Source organism: Prevotella sp. KH2C16 (assembly GCF_900113305.1).
Classification (GTDB): domain Bacteria; phylum Bacteroidota; class Bacteroidia; order Bacteroidales; family Bacteroidaceae; genus Prevotella.
This window is the reverse complement of sequence record NZ_FOOW01000011.1, coordinates 54,001-73,566: the sequence shown is the minus strand read 5'-3', so window position 1 is coordinate 73,566 and position 19,566 is coordinate 54,001. Positions and strand designations below refer to the sequence as shown.

The following is a 19,566-nucleotide window of genomic DNA, read 5'->3' as shown; positions in this document are numbered from 1 at the left end:
ATATTTGGTGTGTTGTTTCTTCTCCCACCTAAGACCCAAACCTACAAACAATTTGTATGACTTTAAGAAATATTTTCAAGACTATTGTAATTACAGGATTATTCTTCCTTGCCGTTCTTCCGGCCGGAGCACAGGATCTCTTAGCTCGTCAGGCACCCATAGACCGCAGGACAAAGAAAGTGGATACTCTGGCATTACAGAACCTTTTACGCAAAGAAAACCTGGAATCACCCTCCGCACAGCTGTATGCAGACTGGAATAATCAATACGCACATCGAGAACAGGAGCTTCCCGATTCTTTCCGTATTGACCTCCGGCACTTCCATATGCCGACCGTGAGCCGGGTAATCACCTCCAATTTCGGTAGTCGTTGGGGTCGCCAGCACAAAGGCATTGACATTAAAGTCTATATCGGGGATACCATTCGGGCCGCTTTTTCCGGCAAAGTACGCATCGTGCAGTATGAAGGCGGGGGCTATGGAAAGTACATTGTCATCCGCCATACAAACGGCTTAGAGACCATTTACGGGCACCTGTCAAAGCAGCTGGTGGTCGAGAACCAGACTGTCAGGGCCGGCGATGTGATCGGTTTAGGCGGAAACACGGGGCGTAGTACAGGCTCCCATCTCCATTTTGAGACCCGTCTGTGCGGCGTTGCACTAAATCCAGCCCTCATGTTTGACTTTAGAGCACAGGATGTAGTAGCCGACAGCTATATGTTCCGCAAGAATTCCTATAGACATGAGTCGGTGGAGGCCAATCGTTCGCGCGGCGTTGTCGGTAACGGAAGATACACCCAAGAGGAAGTGCGTGGAGAAATGGCCCAGAACGCGACTACCGCCGGCAGCGAAGAGAAGCAATACCACAAGGTGGCTTCAGGAGAAACCCTCTACTCCATTGCCGACAAGCGTGGCGTAACGGTCGACACCCTGCTGAAGTTGAATAAGCTCTCGCGCAGCTCGAAGATTCGTCCCGGCATGATTATCAGGTACTCTTGATTATTACCGCGTAAAACGACAATCACATAATATAATGCCCGTCCTGACAGAGTTTCAGGCGGGCATTCTCTTATTTTCTACTCCTTAAAAACAGCTCTCACCGCAAACCATGCGTGGGCGAACAGCGTTGCGAACAGTCCGTAGTGCTTTTTCATCACTTGGAAACGCTCCTTCAGGGAGGCCTTGTGGTTCGCGGTGGTCATGCCCCCGTCCAGGAAATTCACGACCACGGCATGCACATTCCTCAACGGGAGATTCCTTGCCCCGGCATCTCTCATGATTCTGATACACCAGTCTACATCCGCCGAATAGCGGTATTGAAGGTTGTAAGGATGCGCCTTGGCCAAATCTGTACGGGCATAAAACGCCTGATGACACACCAGCATGCCCCACACGAACGATTTCCACGATAGTTTCCGGGGAGGCGACAGCCGACGATGGCGGATAAACCAGCCGTCTCCGTCGACAATATCCGTATCGCCATACAGTACGCCAGGGAGTTCTTCGGCCTCGCCCACGGCGTGGGCTATATGCTCCAAAGTATCCTTGGACGGAAACACATCTCCCGCATTGAGATACACCAGATAGTCGCCGGAAGCCAGGCGCAGACCTTTGTTCATCGCGTCATATAGCCCCTTGTCGGGCTCGCAGACGGTCTTTATCTCGTGGGCGGGCGCTTTGCCCGCCGATTCCGTCGCATAGTCAGCCACCAACTGCATGGTGGCGTCCTTCGACTTTCCGTCTATGATGAGGTGCTCCACATGGGGATAAGACTGCTCCAACACGCTCACGAGCGTGCGCCTTACCACCGACTGGGCATTGAAAGTACAGGTTATAATCGTGAATTTAATCATTTCTCCGAGTTTGTTGCCGACAATACCTTGTTATATATATCGATATATCTCATCGCGACGGCATTCTGAGAATAGCACGCCACTACCTTCGCCACGGCCGCTTTACCCAAAGCAGTACGATCGGCCTCGGCAAGCACCCAGCGCAATCCCCGCGCCAAGTCGTCCGAGTCCTTGTATCTTGCCACATAGCCGTTCGCCAGATGGTCTATCTCCTCGGGTATCCCCCCCACCCCAAAGCCGACGCAGGGCACTCCGCAGGCCATCGCCTCCATGATGGTATTGGGCAGATTCTCCGACAGAGAGGGCAGAACAAACACATCGACGGCACTATAGACACTCACGATTTGACGCACATCGTTGATATAACCCAGGGCGAAGACAGGAAGGCTGAACCGAGGCGAGATTTCCTCCGCATGGCCTCCGAGGACTACAAGTGCCGTATTTGCCGCCATCGCCGGATGCTCTGAGATAAACTTTCCGCAAGCCTCCACCAGATAATCCATGCCCTTGTTCACATTGGTTACACGCTGGGAGACAAAGAGGATGAGTCGCTTGTCAACAGGAAGTCCCAACTCTTTTCGCGCTTCCTGCTTATCCCGCGCATGGAAAACATGGCTGTCGATTGGATTCGGGATACTCGTTATCCACTGCCCTCGCAGCAAAGCACTCGACTTCGCCTCACCCTCAAGCCAGCGGGAACAGGCCACGAAGGTGATATTCCGCCCCTCCAAAGTCTTCTGCTTACGCCGCCATACCCTGGCCGAGAGGTCATTACGGCTGCCGTTGCCCGGCAGATACTTGCAATTCGCGCACCTCGACTTGAAGTTCTCGCATCCCAGGGTGAGATGGCAGATGGCCGTGGCTGGCCATATATCATGCATCGTCCATACCACGGGCTTGCCGCTTTCCAGTATCTTGCGGATTCCCTTCAAGGAAAGCATGCCCTGATTAATCCAGTTCAGATGAATGACATCCGCTTCTCGGAATTCCCGCAAGGTGGTAATATCACGCCCCGCGTTTGCCATGTCGAGCTCAAAAAGGTGGCGGCACGAGAAATGAAGGTGCCAGAAGAGGCACCACCGCTCCCACAAGAAGTTCCACTTATCCAGGAAGCTATCCGGCAACCGCACCACGGAAAGCTGATCAGTCTCCTTGTCCCGAACCAGCATCTTTGCCTTCACGCCATTATTGTTGAGTGCCTGCAGCAGGCGTCGGGCCGCCACGGCCGCACCACCCGTTTGCTCGCTGGTATTCACGATCAATATTCTCATCCGCAGAAGTATTTGCGAGCAAAGATAATGCAAAATGGCAGAAATGACAAGAATTTCCAGGAATTATTGCTTGTGCACGGACACAAAACTTTGACATAGGTCAAGATTTACCGCGTTTTTGTCAAAAAGCAGTAAGATTCTATTGTGCCTTCTGCCATTTCGTTGTATCTTTGCAATGTCAAAAGGTTAATAGATTGTTTAGGTTAGTAGTAATAGATTTAGGTTTTTAGTTATTAGGTTTTAAGGTAGATTTACAGATTGTTTAACGAAGGATGACAATGGAAACCGTGAGGTTTTCATTCATTTAGAAAAAGGATTTTTAGTTAAACATAGGTTTTACGCTGTTGCTCGTTGAGAGTTGCAGCGTATTTTTTTGTATTTGCCCGGCAGAAAATTCATTGTTGAAAGGAACGGAAAAGAAGCTCCAGCACCATACAAGCCCCCGACGGGAAAACCGTGAGCCACGGATAAGAAACAAGCAAACAGACTCCCTGAAAACAAAAGACCGCTAAAAGGCTGACAAAATCGGCGAGATTGAACGACAAAATCGCCGAAATCATGCAACAAAATCGGCGATTTTGTCAATCTCCCTACGGCAAGAAGAAAACGGGATAATAATCTGTGGTAACACGAAAGGCAGCTACCGCTCTATCAGGCAGACCGCATAGGCGCTGATTCCCTCCTCGCGCCCCGTGAAGCCAAGCCGTTCCGAGGTCGTCGCCTTGATGGAGATGTTCTCCTCGTCGGTATCCATCACCCTGGCAAGACAGGCCTTCATGGCCGGAATATGCGGATTGAGTTTGGGCCGTTCGGCACAAATCGTAGCGTCGATATTCACCAGCCGATAGCCTTTCGTCGCTATCAGGTCGATGGTCTTGCGGAGAAGTATCTTGCTGTCTACATCCAGCGTCTCGGCCGAGGTATCGGGGAAGTGGTAGCCGATGTCGCGCATATTGGCTGCCCCGAGCAGTGCGTCGCAGATGGCATGTATCAACACATCGGCATCGCTGTGGCCGAGAAGTCCCAGTTCGTGCTCTATTCGGATGCCCCCCATCCATAACTCGCGGCCTTCCACGAGCCTGTGGACATCATATCCCATGCCTACCCTGATGCTCATCGCCTGTGAAGTAAGTCCTTGATACCGTCCATGTCGAAACTCAGCGAGATGCGCAGGGTCTGGTCGAGAGGGTTGCTCTTGGCCGTGGAAATCAGGTATCCGGCGTCCAGGGAGAACACGCTCATCCGGAATCCGGCTCCTACGGTGAAGTATTTGCGGTTTCCCTTGTTCTCGCTTTCATGATGATAACCGGCACGCAGCGAGAACTTGTCGTTGTAAGTGTACTCTGCGCCCACGCTCCAGTAAATCTCCTCCAGCTCTTCCGAGAATCCGTTAGGGGCATCGTTGAAGCTCTTGAAGATGCCGGAAATCGACGAAACATTCCAATAGTCGTCCTCCATGCGGCGCTGATAGTCCTCCGTGGTCTCGTTTTCCTCCTTCTTCGGATAGGTGGGCACCAGCAACTTGTTGGCATCGGCGGCCACGGTAATCTTGTTATACTCATCAATGGGCACCATCAGAGAGGCTCCCAGCCGGAGGTTTGTCGGGATGAAGTAACTGTGGTTGTCGCCCCCGAAGCTTATCTTGCTACCGATATTGGAGATGTTCAGTCCCAGTCCCAGCTGGCATTCACGGGAACCCATGGTGATATAGTCCTGATAATAGGCGGCAATATCCGCCGCAAAGGCAGAGCCCGGCGATGTATCGTCTGTCAGCGTGTACTTCAAATCGGAATAAATCCACCTGACCGCCGCTCCGAGAGAGAACTTCTCGCTCAGCATCAGGGAGTAAGCTACATCCAAGGACATCTCGTAAGGGTTGATGGAAAGAGAGTTTGCTTTCTGATCAAGGAACACTTCTCCCATGGAGAAATACCGCAGCGAGCCGCTTACCGCACTATAGTCGCCGATGCGATAATACCCTGAGAGGTAAGCCAAGTCCATGTCGTTGACCAGTTGGCGCAGCCAGGGAGTATAGTTCAGGGAGACTCCGGCACGGGAAATATTAAACGGATATTTCGCCGGATTCCAGTATTGCGAGTTCACATCGGCCTCCGTAGCCACGCCTACATCTCCCATTCCGGCTCCACGGGCATCGGGAGCTATGTTCTGGGAGGTTACTGAATAGTTCACGGGATTAAAGAGGTCGCGCTTCTCCTGGGCAGACAAGCCGAGTGACAAGGCTCCCAGCACGCTTACTGCGAATATTCTGAAGATTCTGTTCATGTTCCAATAAGATGATGATACATTACTCCCTACTAAACGCAGGAGCCCTATTAATTATTGCCCATGACGATTAATTTCTCGGCCTTTGACACCTTGGAGCTGCCGCCGGAGGCAATGCGCACACGATAAACATATACACCCGTCTGCAGTTTTCGGCCGTTGCCCGTAGTCAAATCCCAGCTGAGCGTATAGGCCTGGGAGGTGCTCACGCCGCTCTCGGAATGCGACCACATCCAGCGGCCGCTGATGTCGTAGACATCGATATCCACCTCCATGTCGCTCCCGGTACGGTCGTGATTGATGATAAAGGTGGTTGTGGTGGTGGCCGGATTCTGCGATACATCCACGCTGAAGAGATTGGGCTCCAGTCCGGGCACCACATTGAAGGTGAGTTCTGTCGTCGACGAGTTGTTCAGTACATCCCACGCACGGAACAAGAGCCTGTGCTTTCCCGGCGCCAGCTCCGGTATATTATAATAGGTGGAACCGCTGGTATAGGTTCCGAAGTCGAACTGGAAACGGTCGTTCAGGGTATAGGTCTTGCTCATGTCGCCGTCGATGACGAGCGTAAGGTCGTGCCCGATGCCGTTTCCTGACGCGTTGATGCCGTCCTCATCCTTCACCTGAGCCACGAAGTAGGGCGTCGCATTCACATTTCCCCCATTCACAAACGAGGGCGAATTGAGGTAGCAATAGATGGAGGGGCCGACTGTATTCGTACCTTCAACCTGGCTTCCGCCTATCGTGAAGCGGTCGGTGGAGCCATGAGCCTCCAGCGTATGGTCGGCGTTTACCGCATAGATATTGATGAGTCCGCTACCGTCGGTATAGCTGATGTCCTTCGGCACGGCGAATGAGAAGGTGAAACGGCCGTTCCTTACGCTGTCAGAACCAGTAAAGAGAGTCTTCGTCCGGTCGTAATACTGGAAGGCCTCGTCAGCCCCGGAATCACTGGTATCATTGAGTTTGCAGGTGATGAGTTCCCTCTGGTCGCGTACCGTGGCCGTCATGATGCCGCTGAAGCCGTCGCCGTTCTCGATGTGCCCACTCACCCGCGCTATGCTCCCGGCCTTCAACTGCGCTCCCCCAGTCGTACCGTTGATGCTGTCTATGACCACTTCCAGCGTGGGGAGGTTCAGGCGGAGGGCCGGATCGCCCAGCAGGGAATACTGCAATTTGTTTGTCGTATTATCCTGCCCGCTGGTAATCAGTTCGTTTTTCGCCAGCATCTGTGCCTCCCCGATGGTGGTTGGCTGCCCGTTCTTTGCGGCCAGTACATGGCGCAGATAAGCCATGTTAATCACCTTATTATAGTTTGAATAGACGGTCCGGGTAGTGCCGAAGAACGCCATCGCCCCACCTCTGGCATTCAGCAAGGCATGCTCGCCGATGGTGGAAGCCGTGCCATCAAACGGCATGATGTCGCAGGAAGCCGTTATCCACAGAGGCAGATTTTCGTTGCGGAACGAGTCGAAATCAGCGAGACGAAGCACCGACTCATGCGAAATCTGATCCTCACGGCCATGCCCTCCATAATCCATGATGAGCGCGCCGCCAGACTGATACTGCCTGATAAGTGCCGTAACCTCGGGATAAGTATTGCCCGTGGCCGATGCCTGGCGTGTATAGGCATCCCACATTACCTTGCGCACGAGATATTCCGGATGCAGGGAGCTTACTTGCTCGGCGGCATCGTTTATGTCGCGCATGTGAATATTGTTGTTACCGTCGTCGCCCATGAACACAAGCGTGTTCTGCCACGCACCCGCACTACCGTTCTCGGCATAGCGGATGGTCTTGTCGACAACAATCTTCGCCTCTTCCTCCGTCGATACGGGGAATCGCCCGACGGCCATATCCAGCTTGTCGGAACTGCGGGGATTGCCGCCCTCGCCGTCGTCAAGCAGACAGAAGAACCCGTCGTCGACATAGCAGTAGACCTCGTTGAAGGAGTTTTCGCTCTCAAAACAAAGCAAAAGGTCATCTGCCTTGAGGTGGCGGCAGTCGCTGGTCAGCAGTCGGTTGTCCCACACGCAGTCGCCGAAGAGCAGCAGATACTTGGGCATGTCGCCCTCGCCGGAGGCTCTGTCATAGAGCATCTTCAAGTATCGTCGATAGGCGTTGGCGTCCGGCGTACCGCTGCCGAACTCATTGAAAAGTTCGTCAGAAGGCACGATGCGCACCCTCAGGCCGTCATGTCGCTCATGGAAATCCTTCAGGCGGCGTGCCTGGGCAAGCAGTTTCTGTGAAGTCGGTATGATGATAACCATATCGGCAGGTCCGTCGGCATGAAGATCCTGGTTGGTGATATTATACACATACTCCGGCTCCGGGAAAGTTACGCCTGAAAGAGAGGGTGCAGCCTTGGGCTTGCTATAGGTCAGCGAGAGGAAGTCGAGGCGCACGGGACCGCCGCTCGTCGTGGCTATTTCGACCTTGTCCGTGGATGCCAAGGCGGCAATCTCGTAAGTACCGGCAGTCATGTTGCCCTTGTCGTACTCCGACAATCCTATCCGCAACGAGCCTACCTCACGGTCGTTCACCTTGATGCTGGCGGTACTGGCGGTACCTGCGGAGATTCGCACGGTGAGCCGGGCGGGGGTACCGTGTACGCTCGCGTCGTTGGTCAGGGTATAGGTTCGCTTGTCGCCCAGGCTGATAGGGTCGTCGCCGAAAAGGTTTCTGCCACCCTGGTACCAGGCGTAGGCATCCACTTCGTAAAGTTCGTGATAGTCGTCAGCCGACGGATAATAGGTTTTCAGGAATGTTTCGGAATCCACTTTCAGGGGTTCTCCGCCGGTCTCGGTAATAAAATAATACCCATAATCGGAATATGGATTGCGGGTGCGGATGGTAGCGGTGTTGCTTTCCCAGCTCACGGGACCTTGTGCATGGAAGAGCCTCCGACCGCCGACTTCGCAGGTCGGAACTTCCTTCAAGTCGTCCAACAGCTGGAGTTCATCGCCGTTGAGCACCTCATTCTGCAGGGCTCCGCCATAGCCATACACCCTGACTTTCGACAGATTGCCGAATCCCGCCTTGCGAATGACATTCTCGGTAAGGGCATAGATGCCCGTGGCGGGCACACGAATCTTGGCCCAGCGGCCGCTTGCCAGTACCGAATGGTCGGCATACCGGTCTGTTTTCCCCGCCCGGGTAAGGGCATTCGACCTGCGCACGGAACGCCTCGCAGGCTTCGACTCCACCCTGAGCATGAAACTCACGAGCACCTGGTAGCGGTCATCTCTATAGACCAGCGGGCACAACTGCACCTCGAGCACGCCCTGCTTGCGGCTCACGCCGATGCTCTGGTTTACCACGGGAAGCGCAGGCAGTTGTGCTCCCGAGATTTCCCGGTAACGCTCTATATCCCCTCGGGTCATGTCGATGAACTCAGGATAGGCTATCGAAACCGTATAGACGGAGTCGGCATAATTGTCGCCGAGGGGTATCTGATAGGTAAACGAAGGCAATACAGAGTCAACCTTGACCTCCCGGGAGGTCAGGTTATAGAACCGCTGCGCACTCACCTGGATCAGGCAGCACAGCATCCCTATGAACAACAGTATTCGCTTCTTCATCCACTATGCCATTTCGCGAAGAATTACTTACATTTCAAATCCAGCACCTTCCGGTCTTCCAGCCACCCTTCCAGATGGTCTTCCGGCTGCACGGGGCCTACGCCCGCAGGGGTGCCCGTATAGAGGAGGTCGCCCGTCTTCAGCGTGAAGAACCTGCTGATATAGGCTATCAACTGGTCTACGGTATAGAGCATGTCGGCCGCCTGTCCCTCCTGACGCGTCTCGCCGTTCACGGCAAGGCGGAAACCAATACGCTGCACGCTCAGGAATTTCTCCTTGTCTACCCATTCGCCGATGGCAGCCGAGCCGTCGAAGCCCTTGCAGAGCTCCCACGGATGCCCTTCCGAGCGCAACTTCCGCTGCAGGTCGCGGGCCGTAAAGTCCACTCCCAGCGTTACGGCGTCATAGTAGCGATGGGCAAATCGCTCGGCAATCGTCTTGCCTAAGCGGGATATCCGCACCACCAGCTCGGCTTCGTAGTCGATGCGTCCCATGAAGTCGGGCACGAAGAAAGGCTTCCCCGGCTTGAGCAGGGCGGAGTCTGCTTTCGTGAAAATCACCGGCTCTTCCGGCTTATATAACGCTCCGTCGAGCTCTTTATTGTGCTCACGGTAGTTCATGCCTACTGCAAAGATTTTCATATCCCTCCGTATTTTACGGCAAAGATAGCAGAAATCAAAGAAAACGCAAAATAAACGAACACTTATTTTCTGCCATGCCGACAAGAACAAAAGGCACGGCACCTGCGCCCCACAACCATGTTCCCTATTGGATGTCGCTATTCTCCATTTATGTCTTACTATTATATTTTGGGATGCGAAATTACCTACACTCCGCAGAAAACATGGCAAACAGAACAAGGAAACACAGGGCTGTTTCGCCTTCTTATCGTGATTTCAGGGCAACGGAGCTGCACTGGAAAACGGGCAGGACAACTGAGCATCGTACAGCAGACAGCCTTGGGAAAGACCGGAGGCGGTAAACAGGCTGACAAAATCGGCGAGATTGTTCCATGATTTCGGCGATTTTGTCCGACAATCTCGCCGATTTTGTCAATCAGAAGGCGGTCTTCAGGAAAAGCGAAGCAAAAAGAAAGGGACTGCAAGGGCTGCCTTACAGTCCCAGATGACACGCGCAAGGCCGTGCCCGCCGTGAGCAGTCTACTCAGAAACGGCTCTTCTCCACATTGCCGACTCCACGCCCCCCATATCTGGAACGGGCCAGATTGAAGTTGTATCTGACGGTGAGCGTCAGGTCCCGAGTATCAGATATCTTATTGACGGAGGTGCGCGACAAGGCATCATAGATCGTGAACTCCTGCCGCCAGGTAGCGAACAAGTCGTTCAACTGCAATTTTATGCTCCATGCATCGTCGGCAAACGACTTATAAAGAGCCACATTGCAAGCCCAGCAAGACTTGAGCCTGGCGTTGTCGCCATTGCCGGAGGTGCGGGCGGAGAGGTCAGCGTTCAGCCACATGTCCCATGGCAACCGAAACGCATTGTTGAAACGGAAGACGCCAATGGGGCTCTTCAGCCGCAGCGTCTCTCCCCAATGAGTGAGCTTGAAGTCCTGCGCCGTGATGGCAAACAGCCATACGGGATGCCAGAAACCCAGGAAAGTGGGAGAGTAATTGAGCATAATGCCATATGAGCTGAACCTCGGCATGTTCTCCCGGGTCAGCAGCGTGGCCTCCGAACTGCCGGGGTATGGGACGGTCTGCCACATGAAATAGTCCTTGGTAGATGAGTAGGATAGCTCTACGACCAGGTCTTTCCACGAGGAGGAGAGCGAGAGATAATCGCGATAGATCGGCCGCAGGTTGGGGTTTCCCGACTCGTAGGTGTAGCGGTCGATGTACTTGACGGCAGAACTGAGTTGCTCGAAAGCCGGACGGGAGGTCTTGCGGGTGTATGAAAACTTAGCCTGTACTGCCCCGACGGGGAACGAGACAGAGACAGACGGAGCCACATTGTGATACCTGCGACTTTGATCAGGCTGCAGCTCAGCGAACTTATAGAACCGGGAATCGGTGTATTCCCACCGCAATCCGCCACTCACGGCCACGCTTCCCCACTTCTGCCCGACTTCCATGAACAATGCCGTGGTGGTCTCATCGATGTGGTTGTCGTTGCCCAAGATATAGTCCGCATCCCCGGAATACCGGTCGTTTCTCCAGATGGAGCTCACTTCCGCCCCCAGCCTCATGTCGCCCTGCCACACGGGGAAGGACATGATGGCGTTCCCGGCCAGAAGACGGTTGGCGACATCGTTCACCGTCGAGAAACTACGCGGCGGATGAACCGATGACAAATCCTTCTCGCCTGCTCTCCTGTTGTTTCTCTGCCACATCGCGTCGAAGTTGGCAGACAACCGCCACTTGCCGAAAACACCTGAATAATAGGCACTCAGCAGATGCTGACGGTTGTGCCGGCTAACGGCATCGCGATTATTGAGGAGCTCACGGAAAGCACCATTTACATACCGTGAGGCCACAGAAGAGCCCGTAGACTCCGACGGCCTGAGCGAGAAATCATAATAGAAACCCAGGTCATGATGACCCGTCTTGTAATTGAGACCCAGCTTCCCCTCATACACAGGGTATCTGACGGTTTCCCCGCCCGTGGTGCTTTGCTCTATAACGCCCGAGGTCAGGTAGTAGGAGGTGGCGTTGTCTACCCGCGGGCGTTCACGATAACGCTCATAGTTCAGCATGCCGAAGAGATCAAGCCCTCGCCTCCTGTAGTTAAGATTGACCTGTTCGAACAGATAGCCATAGTGCTTGAGCCCCAGCGTCGTCTGGTCGCTGAGGGAGAATCCCTCGCCAAAGGAAGCCTTCGTAGTAATCCGAATCACGGCGTTAACGGTCGAGGCGTAGCGTGCGCCGGGAGTTGTTACCACCTCCACGGCCTTTATCTCCGAGGAGGAGAGCCGGGTAAGCTCCGACTGGTCGCGCACCTGGCGGCCGTTGATGTATACGGCAGGGGCGCCTTTACCTAACACTTCGATACGGGAACCGGAGCAGGAGACAAACGGCATCTTGCCCAACAGCTCAAAAGCGGTGCCCGTTTTGGCGAGATAAGTGCCGGAGACGACAACCCGTATTCCGTCGTCCGTCAGCCGTGTCAAGGGCTGCAAACCCATGACGGAGACCTCATCCAGCTGGAAAGTAGCAGCCGTCAGTATAATCGTGCCTATGTCCCCTAAGGGACGGGCGATATACCTGTCTTCAAAGCCCATGGCCGAGACCCGGAGGAAAGCCGGGGGGTCAGACGGTTCCAGGACAAGCCTAAAGGTGCCGTCGGTGCCTGTTACCATGCCTCTGATCAGCGACGAGTCTTTCTCAGCCAGCAAGATAACATTGGCAAAGTTTACTGGAGCACCGGCCTCATCTTTCACAGAGCCCTTTATCAGGCCGTTTTGGGCAAGAAGGGAGCAGACAGGGCTGCACAGCAGCAACCCCATCGCAATGGTTCTTATTGACATAGTTATTGGTTTTATTAGTCTGAGTCTACCAAGAGGGAACAAGGCAAGGATTGTCTGTTTACAGTCCTCCGTCCACTACCCAGCCATCGGCGTCATTTTTTCGCAAGGCCAGATTGTGGTGTACGAGCAATCCATCCCGAAGCCGCAGCGTATAAGGCACATAGGTTACGGCCTCCTTGCCGGAATGAAACGGCTGCCCTACGGAGACAAGCTCCGCCCCCATGAAGTGTTGCCGATAGGCTGCCTGGGATATGGCAGGGGCTATCACACGGTCAAGAATCCGATGGTTCCAGCCCTTGAAGGCACTCAATATGACAGAGGCTGCCTCCATGGCATTCATCCCAGTCAGTCCCGAAACTTCCCTATCCATAACTTCAACGAAATGAACATCCGCCGGAAGGTTGCCGACAAACTGCCCGGATGCGCCGTAATGAATATCCGTAATCTTCAAGACCTCGATTTCCTTACCTTCCTTCACGATGCTTACCGAGGCTCTCTTGAGGCGCTTCGTGGCGGCGTCTATCACATACCGGCGGATATTCCTGGACTCCTCGATGGTGGAGTTCAACCTATACGGATTCTCAAAATCCCCTTGCGGCTCCGCACGAACGGTAAGATATATCTCCTTTCCGCTCTTCCTCACCGCATATTCTGCCCTCGAGTCATGGAGGCAAGACTGTAGTTCCGTCTCCAGGATACGCCCGGGACTGAGGAGTGCGGACAGATATCCGAGCATCTTATAGCGATCTGCGGAACCCGAATGCCATCCTATCTTCAACGGCACGACCCACATATAGACATCCGAATCGTTGCCTACGGCAATTCTTCCGCCCTTGTCCACACGCCACCGCACAATGGAATCTGCATTGGATATGCTTATTCTGTGGGTTACGAAATTATCCCCGACATCAATATAAGAGAAATTCTCCATTGCACGCGTGCGGATTTCAGCCGTCATCCGAATGTTCTCCACCTCCCGTATAGCCTTGATAGCCTCATGAAGAAACTCCTTGGCAGACATGCCCGTAACGGGCAGCAGCAACAGGAGGGCTACAACGGCGGCAGTCAGACCGGCACCGCCCCAGATCCATCTCATCCTGACAGATGAGCGTCGCCTTGACTCCATCATTCCGTGGACACGCTTCCGTAATTCCGCCGAGGCCTTGATGTCGCGGCGGGGAGTCAACAATTCTCTTATTTCCTCATACTCCTTCATGACTATAATGGCTTTTGGGTGAAATATTGTTTGCGAAGTTTCTCCATTCCCGAGGTGAAACGAGACTTGGCCGTAGACTGCGGAATCGAAAGTATCTGACTGATCTCGACAAACGAGAGATTGTCTACGACATTCATGCGGACGACCTCCCTCTCTCTTGAAGGCAGGCCGTCGAGGAGGCCGTTCACACGATCCACCTCTTCATTGTCAAGCATATCATCAGAGAGATCTGGCATATCTACCGCCTCAAAGGAAACGGAAGGGGCATTCTTATGGCGGAAATGGTCCTGACACAGATTGTAGACGATTCTGAAAAGATAGCCTCGAATCTTGTCAGGCGTGGGATTGTGGGCGACCCTCTCTAACAAACGGAGTATCGCCTCATGAACAATGTCTTCGGCATCAGCCCTGTTGCTGACGCGGTAATAGGCAAACCTGACAAGCTCATCAAGGCTTGCCTCTATCACTTTGTCGATTGTTTTTCCGTCTCTTACTTCCTCAAACATCCATCCTTTGTTGTCTATACTAACAGACGGAGGAAATAGGAAAAAGACGAAAAGCGAGCGTTAACAAAAACTAAAATCCGTTCCGGCCGACCCAACTCCCGTCCTGTCGCCGCCTCCAATAGGGCTGCAATGGGCAACAGGACATGCTCACAGTCCCAGATTGTATTCATAGAGCACGGGCTGTCCCGCCTTCAGCGACTTCGGAACATCGATGAGACGCTGGTTGCTACTGCCCCTGAAGAGCAGGTCTTCATCCCGCAGCGACTTCACGAAAGGGCCGTCGACGAGGACATCAATAAACTGGAGGAGCCCTCTCTGCAGCGGATTTTTCACCAAGGCCTCATAGGTGAAGCCCGAAAAACACCAGATGTTCTTCGTCGTCCGCGCCTTGATGGCCTGCGCCAGCTCGGTAAAGCCCTCGGGTTGAAACATCGGGTCTCCGCCCGAGAAAGTTACATTGGCAAACGGGTCGCTCTCAATCTCAGCCATCATCTGCGCCGTCGACATCTCGTGCCCCTGCCGGATGTCCCACGACTGGGGGTTATGACAACCTGGACAGGCATTCGGACAACCTGCACAATAGATGGAGGTCCTGAATCCAGGACCGTCCACCATCGTGTCGTGTATGATGTCCAATACCGAAATCATCAGGCTTCAGAGGATTCTCCCAGCCCCTGGATATGAGTAACACGGTCTTTCAGTTCAGCCAGCTTGCCGCTGTTCCAGCGGTCGGTGGTGCCCACGAGGTAGCCCGTGATGCGCTGGAGACGGTCGATGTAATGGCCGCCGCACTCCGGACAGACCTCGATGTCGCGAGCCGTCTCATAGCCGCAGTTCATGCAGCGAGTACGGTTGTGGTTGACACTGCCGTATCCCATGTCGTACTTATCCATCATATCCACCACATTCATGATGACATCTGGGTTGTGAGTGGCGTCTCCGTCTATCTCTACATAGAAGATATGTCCGCCACGGGTGAGGTTGTGGTAAGGAGCCTCCACCTGTGCCTTGTGGAGCGCGGAGCACTTGTAGTAGACAGGTACATGGTTGGAATTGGTGTAATAGTCGCGGTCGGTAACCCCGGGAATCACCCCGAACTCCTTGCGATCCTTCTTCGTGAACTTGCCGCTAAGGCCTTCAGCCGGCGTCGCAAGCACGGAGTAGTTGTGCTGGTAGCGTTCCGAGAACTCATTCACACGGTCGCGCATATAGGTAACGATGCGTAATCCGAGCTTCTGGGCCTGCTCGCTTTCACCGTGATGCTTGCCCACGAGGGCCTTCAGACATTCCGCCAGACCGATGAAACCGATGCCGAGCGTGCCCTGGTTGATGACTGACTCTATGGTGTCTTCGGGCTTCAGCTTGTCGCAATCAACCCAGAGATACTGCATGAGCAGGGGGAACTGCTTGGCAAAGGCCGTCTTCTGAAACTGGAAACGCTCGTCGAGTTGCTTTGCGGTAATCTCAAGCATACGGTCGAGCTTGGCAAAGAAGGTGTTGATGCGCTCGTCTTCGTCTTTGATGTTCATGCACTCGATGGCCAGCTTTACTATATTAATGGTCGTAAAACTCAGGTTGCCGCGGGCGATGCTGGTCTTCTGTCCGAAGCGATTCTCAAACACCCGGGTGCGACATCCCATGGTCGCCACCTCCCATTTGTATCTCTCCGGGTCGTCGGCACGCCACTTTTCATTGTGATTGAAGCTGGCGTCAAGGTTCAGGAAGTTGGGGAAGAAGCGGCGGGCCGTTACCTTGCAGGCCATCTGGTAGAGATCGTAGTTGCGGTCGGAGGGTAGATAGTTGACGCCTCGTTTCTTCTTCCATATCTGTATGGGGAAGATAGCTGTCTCGCCGTTGCCCACTCCCTTGTAGGTGGAGCGCAGGATCTCGCGCATGATGCAGCGTCCTTCGGCCGAGGTATCCGTACCATAGTTGATGCTCGAGAACACCACCTGGTTACCGCCACGGGAATGAATGGTGTTCATGTTGTGGATGAACGCCTCCATCGCCTGATGCACGCGGTGAACGGTCATGTTGATGGCGTGCTGCTTCAGACGGGCTTCTCCCTCGAGTCCTTCGCACGGTTTCTCCTCGTAATCATTGATTTCCGCCTCGTAAAGATGCCCGAGCTTCATGCCCGAAAGCTGCTCCAGCTTCTTCACTTCTTCGATATAGCTGAGGCGGACATAAGGTGCAAGATAGAAATCAAAGGCCGGAATGGCCTGTCCGCCATGCATTTCGTTCTGACAAGTCTCAAGGGAGATGCAAGCCAGGACGGCTGCCGTCTCGATACGCTTTGCCGGTCGACTGCTCCCATGACCCGCCGTAAAGCCGTGCTGAAGGATGTTGTCCAGAGGATGCTGCACACATGTGAGCGACTTCGTGGGATAATAGTCCTTGTCGTGGATATGGATGTAGTTACCATCCACCGCCTCGCGCACCTCTTCCGACAAGAGATAGTCGTCCACGAAAGGCTTCGTGGTCTCCGAAGAGAACTTCATCATCATGCCCGCGGGCGTGTCGGCGTTCATGTTGGCGTTCTCGCGGGTGATGTCGTTGTTCTTGATGTTCACGATGTCAAGGAACACATCGCGGGTCTTGGCCTTACGGGCAATGGAGCGCTGGTTGCGGTATTGAATGTACTTCTGCGCCACATCCTTGCGCGAACTCTTCATGAGTTCCACCTCAACAGCGTCCTGAATGTCCTCGACACTCATCTGCGACTTGCCATGAAAGGCTATGTGGTCAGTGATGCGTTCCAACAGCACCTCGTCTTCTCCTTTCTCTGTATGGAGCATAGCCTTACGGACAGCCGCCTGAATCTTCTGCTCATTAAACCCTACAATGCGCCCATCGCGCTTTACTACAGTCTGTATCATTTCTAAATTTACCTTGTTTTCAGTTATGTAGATTGACTATTTCCTCATTTTCCGTTCGTTATCAGAGGGAATCTCCAATACCGGTGCAAAGATAGCAAATTATTATTTAAGTTGATACTTTTGGCTAACTTTTTATATGTTAATTAATGTCAATCAAATGATTTTCAGTTATTTGCAAAATAAATCGGGAAATATATCCGATTTATTTACAAATAAAGTTTCCCAAAACGGCGATTTCTGAAGCCGCTTGAAACTGATAACCCGCTGATTTAAAAGCAACCACAAGAGCGCAAGCGGCCGCAACCCGTTCCGGGGTTCCCTGCTACCATAATAATAAAAAGGTAAACAGGCGCCCTCCGAGGACAACAAATCAGGGCTAACCAACCGGTAAATTACAAAAAGGAAGAGGGGCTATCGGAATGATTCCGATAGCCCCTCCCACTATAATCTACACCTGACACCTCGATGAAACGAGGCCGTCAGGGTAAAGTTCTGTCAGTACTCAATTACTCGGAGACGAGCGTGAAGCGTGTGTAAGCCACGATGGCAGCATCCTTGTCCTGACGCTTGAGCCACTCGTTGACACTTGCCTTGTCGCCATCGCCGAATTGGAATTCCTGGTCAACGAGGCAGTTATCCTTGAAGAACTTAGCCATACGACCCTTTGCGATGTTCTGAATCATCTGCTCGGGAAGGTTGGCAGCTTTCTCGGCAGCCACCGTCGCACGGATTTCACGCGCCTTGTCGGCATCCTCACGGGTCAGCCAACCCTTGGCGATATTGCTCTCGATGTGGTCGTCAGAGTCAACGAGATTAGCGTTGATGCCAGCTTTCTTGATGGCATTGAACACCGCCTTCTCCACCTGTTCTTCCTTTGTCTTCTCGATGGCGACCTTCAATTCCTCGTCCTTAACAGACTGCGGAACGGAAGCCTCGTCAAGGGCAACCGGCTTCATAGCGGCCACCTGCATGGCAATCTTGTGCCCTGCCTCGGGAAGATCCTTGTTGAGCTGAACCATAGTGCAAAGCGTATGCTTGCCCATGTGGTCGTAAGTCTCGATGTTGGCGCCCTCGAGGACATGGTATCCGTCAAGCTCCATCTTCTCTCCGGTGATGCCGGAGCGATGCGTAACGGCATCCTGAGCCTTCTGCCCATCAGCCAGAACCAGCTCTTTCACCTCCTCGAGAGTATGAGCCTTGGCAGCGATGGCAGCATCCAGGATATCGCTTGTAAGCTGGATGAAGTCCTTTCCGTTAGCCACGAAGTCGGTCTCGCACTTCAAAGCAAGCGTTGCGGCGAAGCCGTCAACATTCTTAACGAGTACACAACCATTCGAAGTCTCGCGGTCGGAACGCTTTGCCGCGATGGCAAGGCCACGCTCGCGGAGGAGGTCCTTAGCCTTGTCGAAATCGCCTTCAGCCTCTGTCAGTGCCTTCTTTACATCAGCAAGACCTGCGCCGGTCATAGCGCGAAGCTTCTTAATATCTTCTATAGAAACAGCCATTTTCTTGAAAATTAAAGTTTAAAATGATATTGATAAAATTACTCAGCAGCAGGAGTTTCCTCCTCTGCGGCGGGTACCTCCTCTTCAGCCTTTGCCTCTACAGGCTCTTCGGTCTTAGGAGCCTCCTCTACGGGAGTTTCCTTGCGGGCCCGGCGAGTACGCTTCGGCTTTGCGTCGGTAACCTCTTCGCTCTGCTCATTGGCAGCCTTTTCGTCGGCCTTCTCTGCCTTGCGCTCCTCAAGACCCTCCGCAATGGCAGCGCAGCAAGCACTCAGAACTACCTCAATAGAGTCCTTTGCGTCGTCGTTAGCCGGGATGACATAGTCGATATCATTCGGGTTTGAGTTCGTATCCACCATCGCAAATACGGGGATACCCAGACGAACGGCCTCCTTCACGGCAATGTGCTCCTTCATGACATCCACTACGAAGAGTGCAGAAGGAAGACGAGTCAGGTCGGCAATGGAACCGAGGTTCTTCTCCAACTTGGCGCGCTGGCGGGTAATCTGCAGCAGTTCGCGCTTTGAGAGGTTGGCAAATGTACCGTCGTTCATCAGCTTGTCGATGTTTGTCATTTTCTTAACAGCCTTGCGGATGGTAGGGAAGTTGGTAAGCATACCGCCCGGCCAACGCTCGATTACATAAGGCATATTAACGGAAGTGGCCTTGTCAGCCACGATTTCCTTGGCCTGTTTTTTAGTAGCGACAAACAGGATTTTCTTTCCTGACTTAGCGATGCCCTTCAAAGCCTCGGCAGCCTCGTCAATCTTAGCTACCGTCTTGTTCAGGTCGATGATGTGAATGCCATTGCGCTCCATGAAGATATAAGGAGCCATAGCTGGGTTCCACTTGCGGCGGAGGTGGCCAAAGTGGCAACCTGCCTGAAGTAATTGGTCGAAATTTGTTCTTGACATTTCTTCTTTCTTTTTAATTGTTTACTTTCCTTTTAATTCTATTTGCTCAGAACCAATCCATGGGTAATCGCAC

14 protein-coding genes are annotated in these 19,566 nt (G+C 53.3%); 1 reads left to right on the top strand and 13 read right to left on the bottom strand.

What is annotated here, in order from left to right:
• The first annotated feature begins 56 nt into the window (after positions 1-56).
• Complete coding sequence (locus tag BM114_RS08840) at positions 57-998, top strand: M23 family metallopeptidase (RefSeq protein ID WP_092112560.1); 942 nt, start codon at positions 57-59, stop codon at positions 996-998.
• A gap of 77 nt (positions 999-1,075) precedes the next feature.
• Here the strand turns inward: BM114_RS08840 and BM114_RS08835 are convergent, their stop codons facing one another.
• From BM114_RS08835 to rpsB, 13 genes are all read right to left on the bottom strand, one after another.
• The gene (locus BM114_RS08835; protein ID WP_092112558.1) at positions 1,076-1,852 is read right to left on the bottom strand and encodes a glycosyltransferase family 2 protein; all 777 of its coding nucleotides are present in this window, start codon (positions 1,850-1,852) and stop codon (positions 1,076-1,078) included.
• Positions 1,849-3,123, bottom strand: a complete 1,275-nt coding sequence (locus BM114_RS08830; RefSeq protein WP_092112556.1) for a glycosyltransferase family 4 protein — start codon at positions 3,121-3,123, stop codon at positions 1,849-1,851. The genes BM114_RS08835 and BM114_RS08830 overlap by 4 nt, the downstream gene beginning before the upstream one ends.
• Positions 3,124-3,763: 640 nt before the next feature.
• Positions 3,764-4,240, bottom strand: coding sequence for a 2-C-methyl-D-erythritol 2,4-cyclodiphosphate synthase (gene ispF, locus BM114_RS08825; protein WP_092112554.1), 477 nt, complete (start codon positions 4,238-4,240; stop codon positions 3,764-3,766).
• Positions 4,237-5,406, bottom strand: coding sequence for a type IX secretion system outer membrane channel protein PorV (gene porV / locus BM114_RS08820; protein WP_092112552.1), 1,170 nt, complete (start codon positions 5,404-5,406; stop codon positions 4,237-4,239). The genes ispF and porV overlap by 4 nt, the downstream gene beginning before the upstream one ends.
• A 50-nt stretch (positions 5,407-5,456) precedes the next feature.
• Positions 5,457-8,987, bottom strand: coding sequence for a type IX secretion system sortase PorU (gene porU, locus BM114_RS08815; RefSeq protein ID WP_092112550.1), 3,531 nt, complete (start codon positions 8,985-8,987; stop codon positions 5,457-5,459).
• A gap of 23 nt (positions 8,988-9,010) precedes the next feature.
• The gene (locus BM114_RS08810) at positions 9,011-9,628 is read right to left on the bottom strand and encodes a fumarylacetoacetate hydrolase family protein (RefSeq protein ID WP_092112548.1); all 618 of its coding nucleotides are present in this window, start codon (positions 9,626-9,628) and stop codon (positions 9,011-9,013) included.
• Between the two features lie 523 nt (positions 9,629-10,151).
• The gene (locus BM114_RS08800) at positions 10,152-12,473 is read right to left on the bottom strand and encodes a TonB-dependent receptor family protein (RefSeq protein WP_092112544.1); all 2,322 of its coding nucleotides are present in this window, start codon (positions 12,471-12,473) and stop codon (positions 10,152-10,154) included.
• 58 nt (positions 12,474-12,531) lie between these two features.
• A complete protein-coding gene (locus BM114_RS08795; protein WP_092112541.1) occupies positions 12,532-13,689 on the bottom strand; it encodes a hypothetical protein in 1,158 nt (385 codons plus the stop codon).
• Between the two features lie 2 nt (positions 13,690-13,691).
• A complete protein-coding gene (locus BM114_RS08790) occupies positions 13,692-14,195 on the bottom strand; it encodes an RNA polymerase sigma factor (protein ID WP_092112539.1) in 504 nt (167 codons plus the stop codon).
• A gap of 147 nt (positions 14,196-14,342) precedes the next feature.
• Positions 14,343-14,843 (bottom strand): anaerobic ribonucleoside-triphosphate reductase activating protein, encoded by a 501-nt coding sequence (gene nrdG / locus BM114_RS08785; RefSeq protein WP_092112537.1) that lies wholly within the window; start codon positions 14,841-14,843, stop codon positions 14,343-14,345.
• Positions 14,843-17,074, bottom strand: a complete 2,232-nt coding sequence (locus tag BM114_RS08780; protein ID WP_092112535.1) for an anaerobic ribonucleoside triphosphate reductase — start codon at positions 17,072-17,074, stop codon at positions 14,843-14,845. Before BM114_RS08780 ends, nrdG begins: the two co-directional genes overlap by 1 nt.
• 506 nt (positions 17,075-17,580) lie before the next feature.
• Positions 17,581-18,579, bottom strand: a complete 999-nt coding sequence (gene tsf / locus BM114_RS08775) for a translation elongation factor Ts (protein WP_092112532.1) — start codon at positions 18,577-18,579, stop codon at positions 17,581-17,583.
• A gap of 38 nt (positions 18,580-18,617) precedes the next feature.
• Positions 18,618-19,493, bottom strand: coding sequence for a 30S ribosomal protein S2 (rpsB, locus tag BM114_RS08770; RefSeq protein WP_092112530.1), 876 nt, complete (start codon positions 19,491-19,493; stop codon positions 18,618-18,620).
• Between the last annotated feature and the right edge of the window lie 73 nt (positions 19,494-19,566).

Coding starts and splice junctions, on each gene's coding strand:
- BM114_RS08840 (WP_092112560.1), top strand. CDS start 57: ATGACTTTAAGAAATATTTTCAAGACTATTGTAATTACAGGATTATTC.
- BM114_RS08835 (WP_092112558.1), bottom strand. CDS start 1,852: ATGATTAAATTCACGATTATAACCTGTACTTTCAATGCCCAGTCGGTG.
- BM114_RS08830 (WP_092112556.1), bottom strand. CDS start 3,123: ATGAGAATATTGATCGTGAATACCAGCGAGCAAACGGGTGGTGCGGCC.
- ispF (WP_092112554.1), bottom strand. CDS start 4,240: ATGAGCATCAGGGTAGGCATGGGATATGATGTCCACAGGCTCGTGGAA.
- porV (WP_092112552.1), bottom strand. CDS start 5,406: ATGAACAGAATCTTCAGAATATTCGCAGTAAGCGTGCTGGGAGCCTTG.
- porU (WP_092112550.1), bottom strand. CDS start 8,987: ATGAAGAAGCGAATACTGTTGTTCATAGGGATGCTGTGCTGCCTGATC.
- BM114_RS08810 (WP_092112548.1), bottom strand. CDS start 9,628: ATGAAAATCTTTGCAGTAGGCATGAACTACCGTGAGCACAATAAAGAG.
- BM114_RS08800 (WP_092112544.1), bottom strand. CDS start 12,473: ATGTCAATAAGAACCATTGCGATGGGGTTGCTGCTGTGCAGCCCTGTC.
- BM114_RS08795 (WP_092112541.1), bottom strand. CDS start 13,689: ATGAAGGAGTATGAGGAAATAAGAGAATTGTTGACTCCCCGCCGCGAC.
- BM114_RS08790 (WP_092112539.1), bottom strand. CDS start 14,195: ATGTTTGAGGAAGTAAGAGACGGAAAAACAATCGACAAAGTGATAGAG.
- nrdG (WP_092112537.1), bottom strand. CDS start 14,843: ATGATTTCGGTATTGGACATCATACACGACACGATGGTGGACGGTCCT.
- BM114_RS08780 (WP_092112535.1), bottom strand. CDS start 17,074: ATGATACAGACTGTAGTAAAGCGCGATGGGCGCATTGTAGGGTTTAAT.
- tsf (WP_092112532.1), bottom strand. CDS start 18,579: ATGGCTGTTTCTATAGAAGATATTAAGAAGCTTCGCGCTATGACCGGC.
- rpsB (WP_092112530.1), bottom strand. CDS start 19,493: ATGTCAAGAACAAATTTCGACCAATTACTTCAGGCAGGTTGCCACTTT.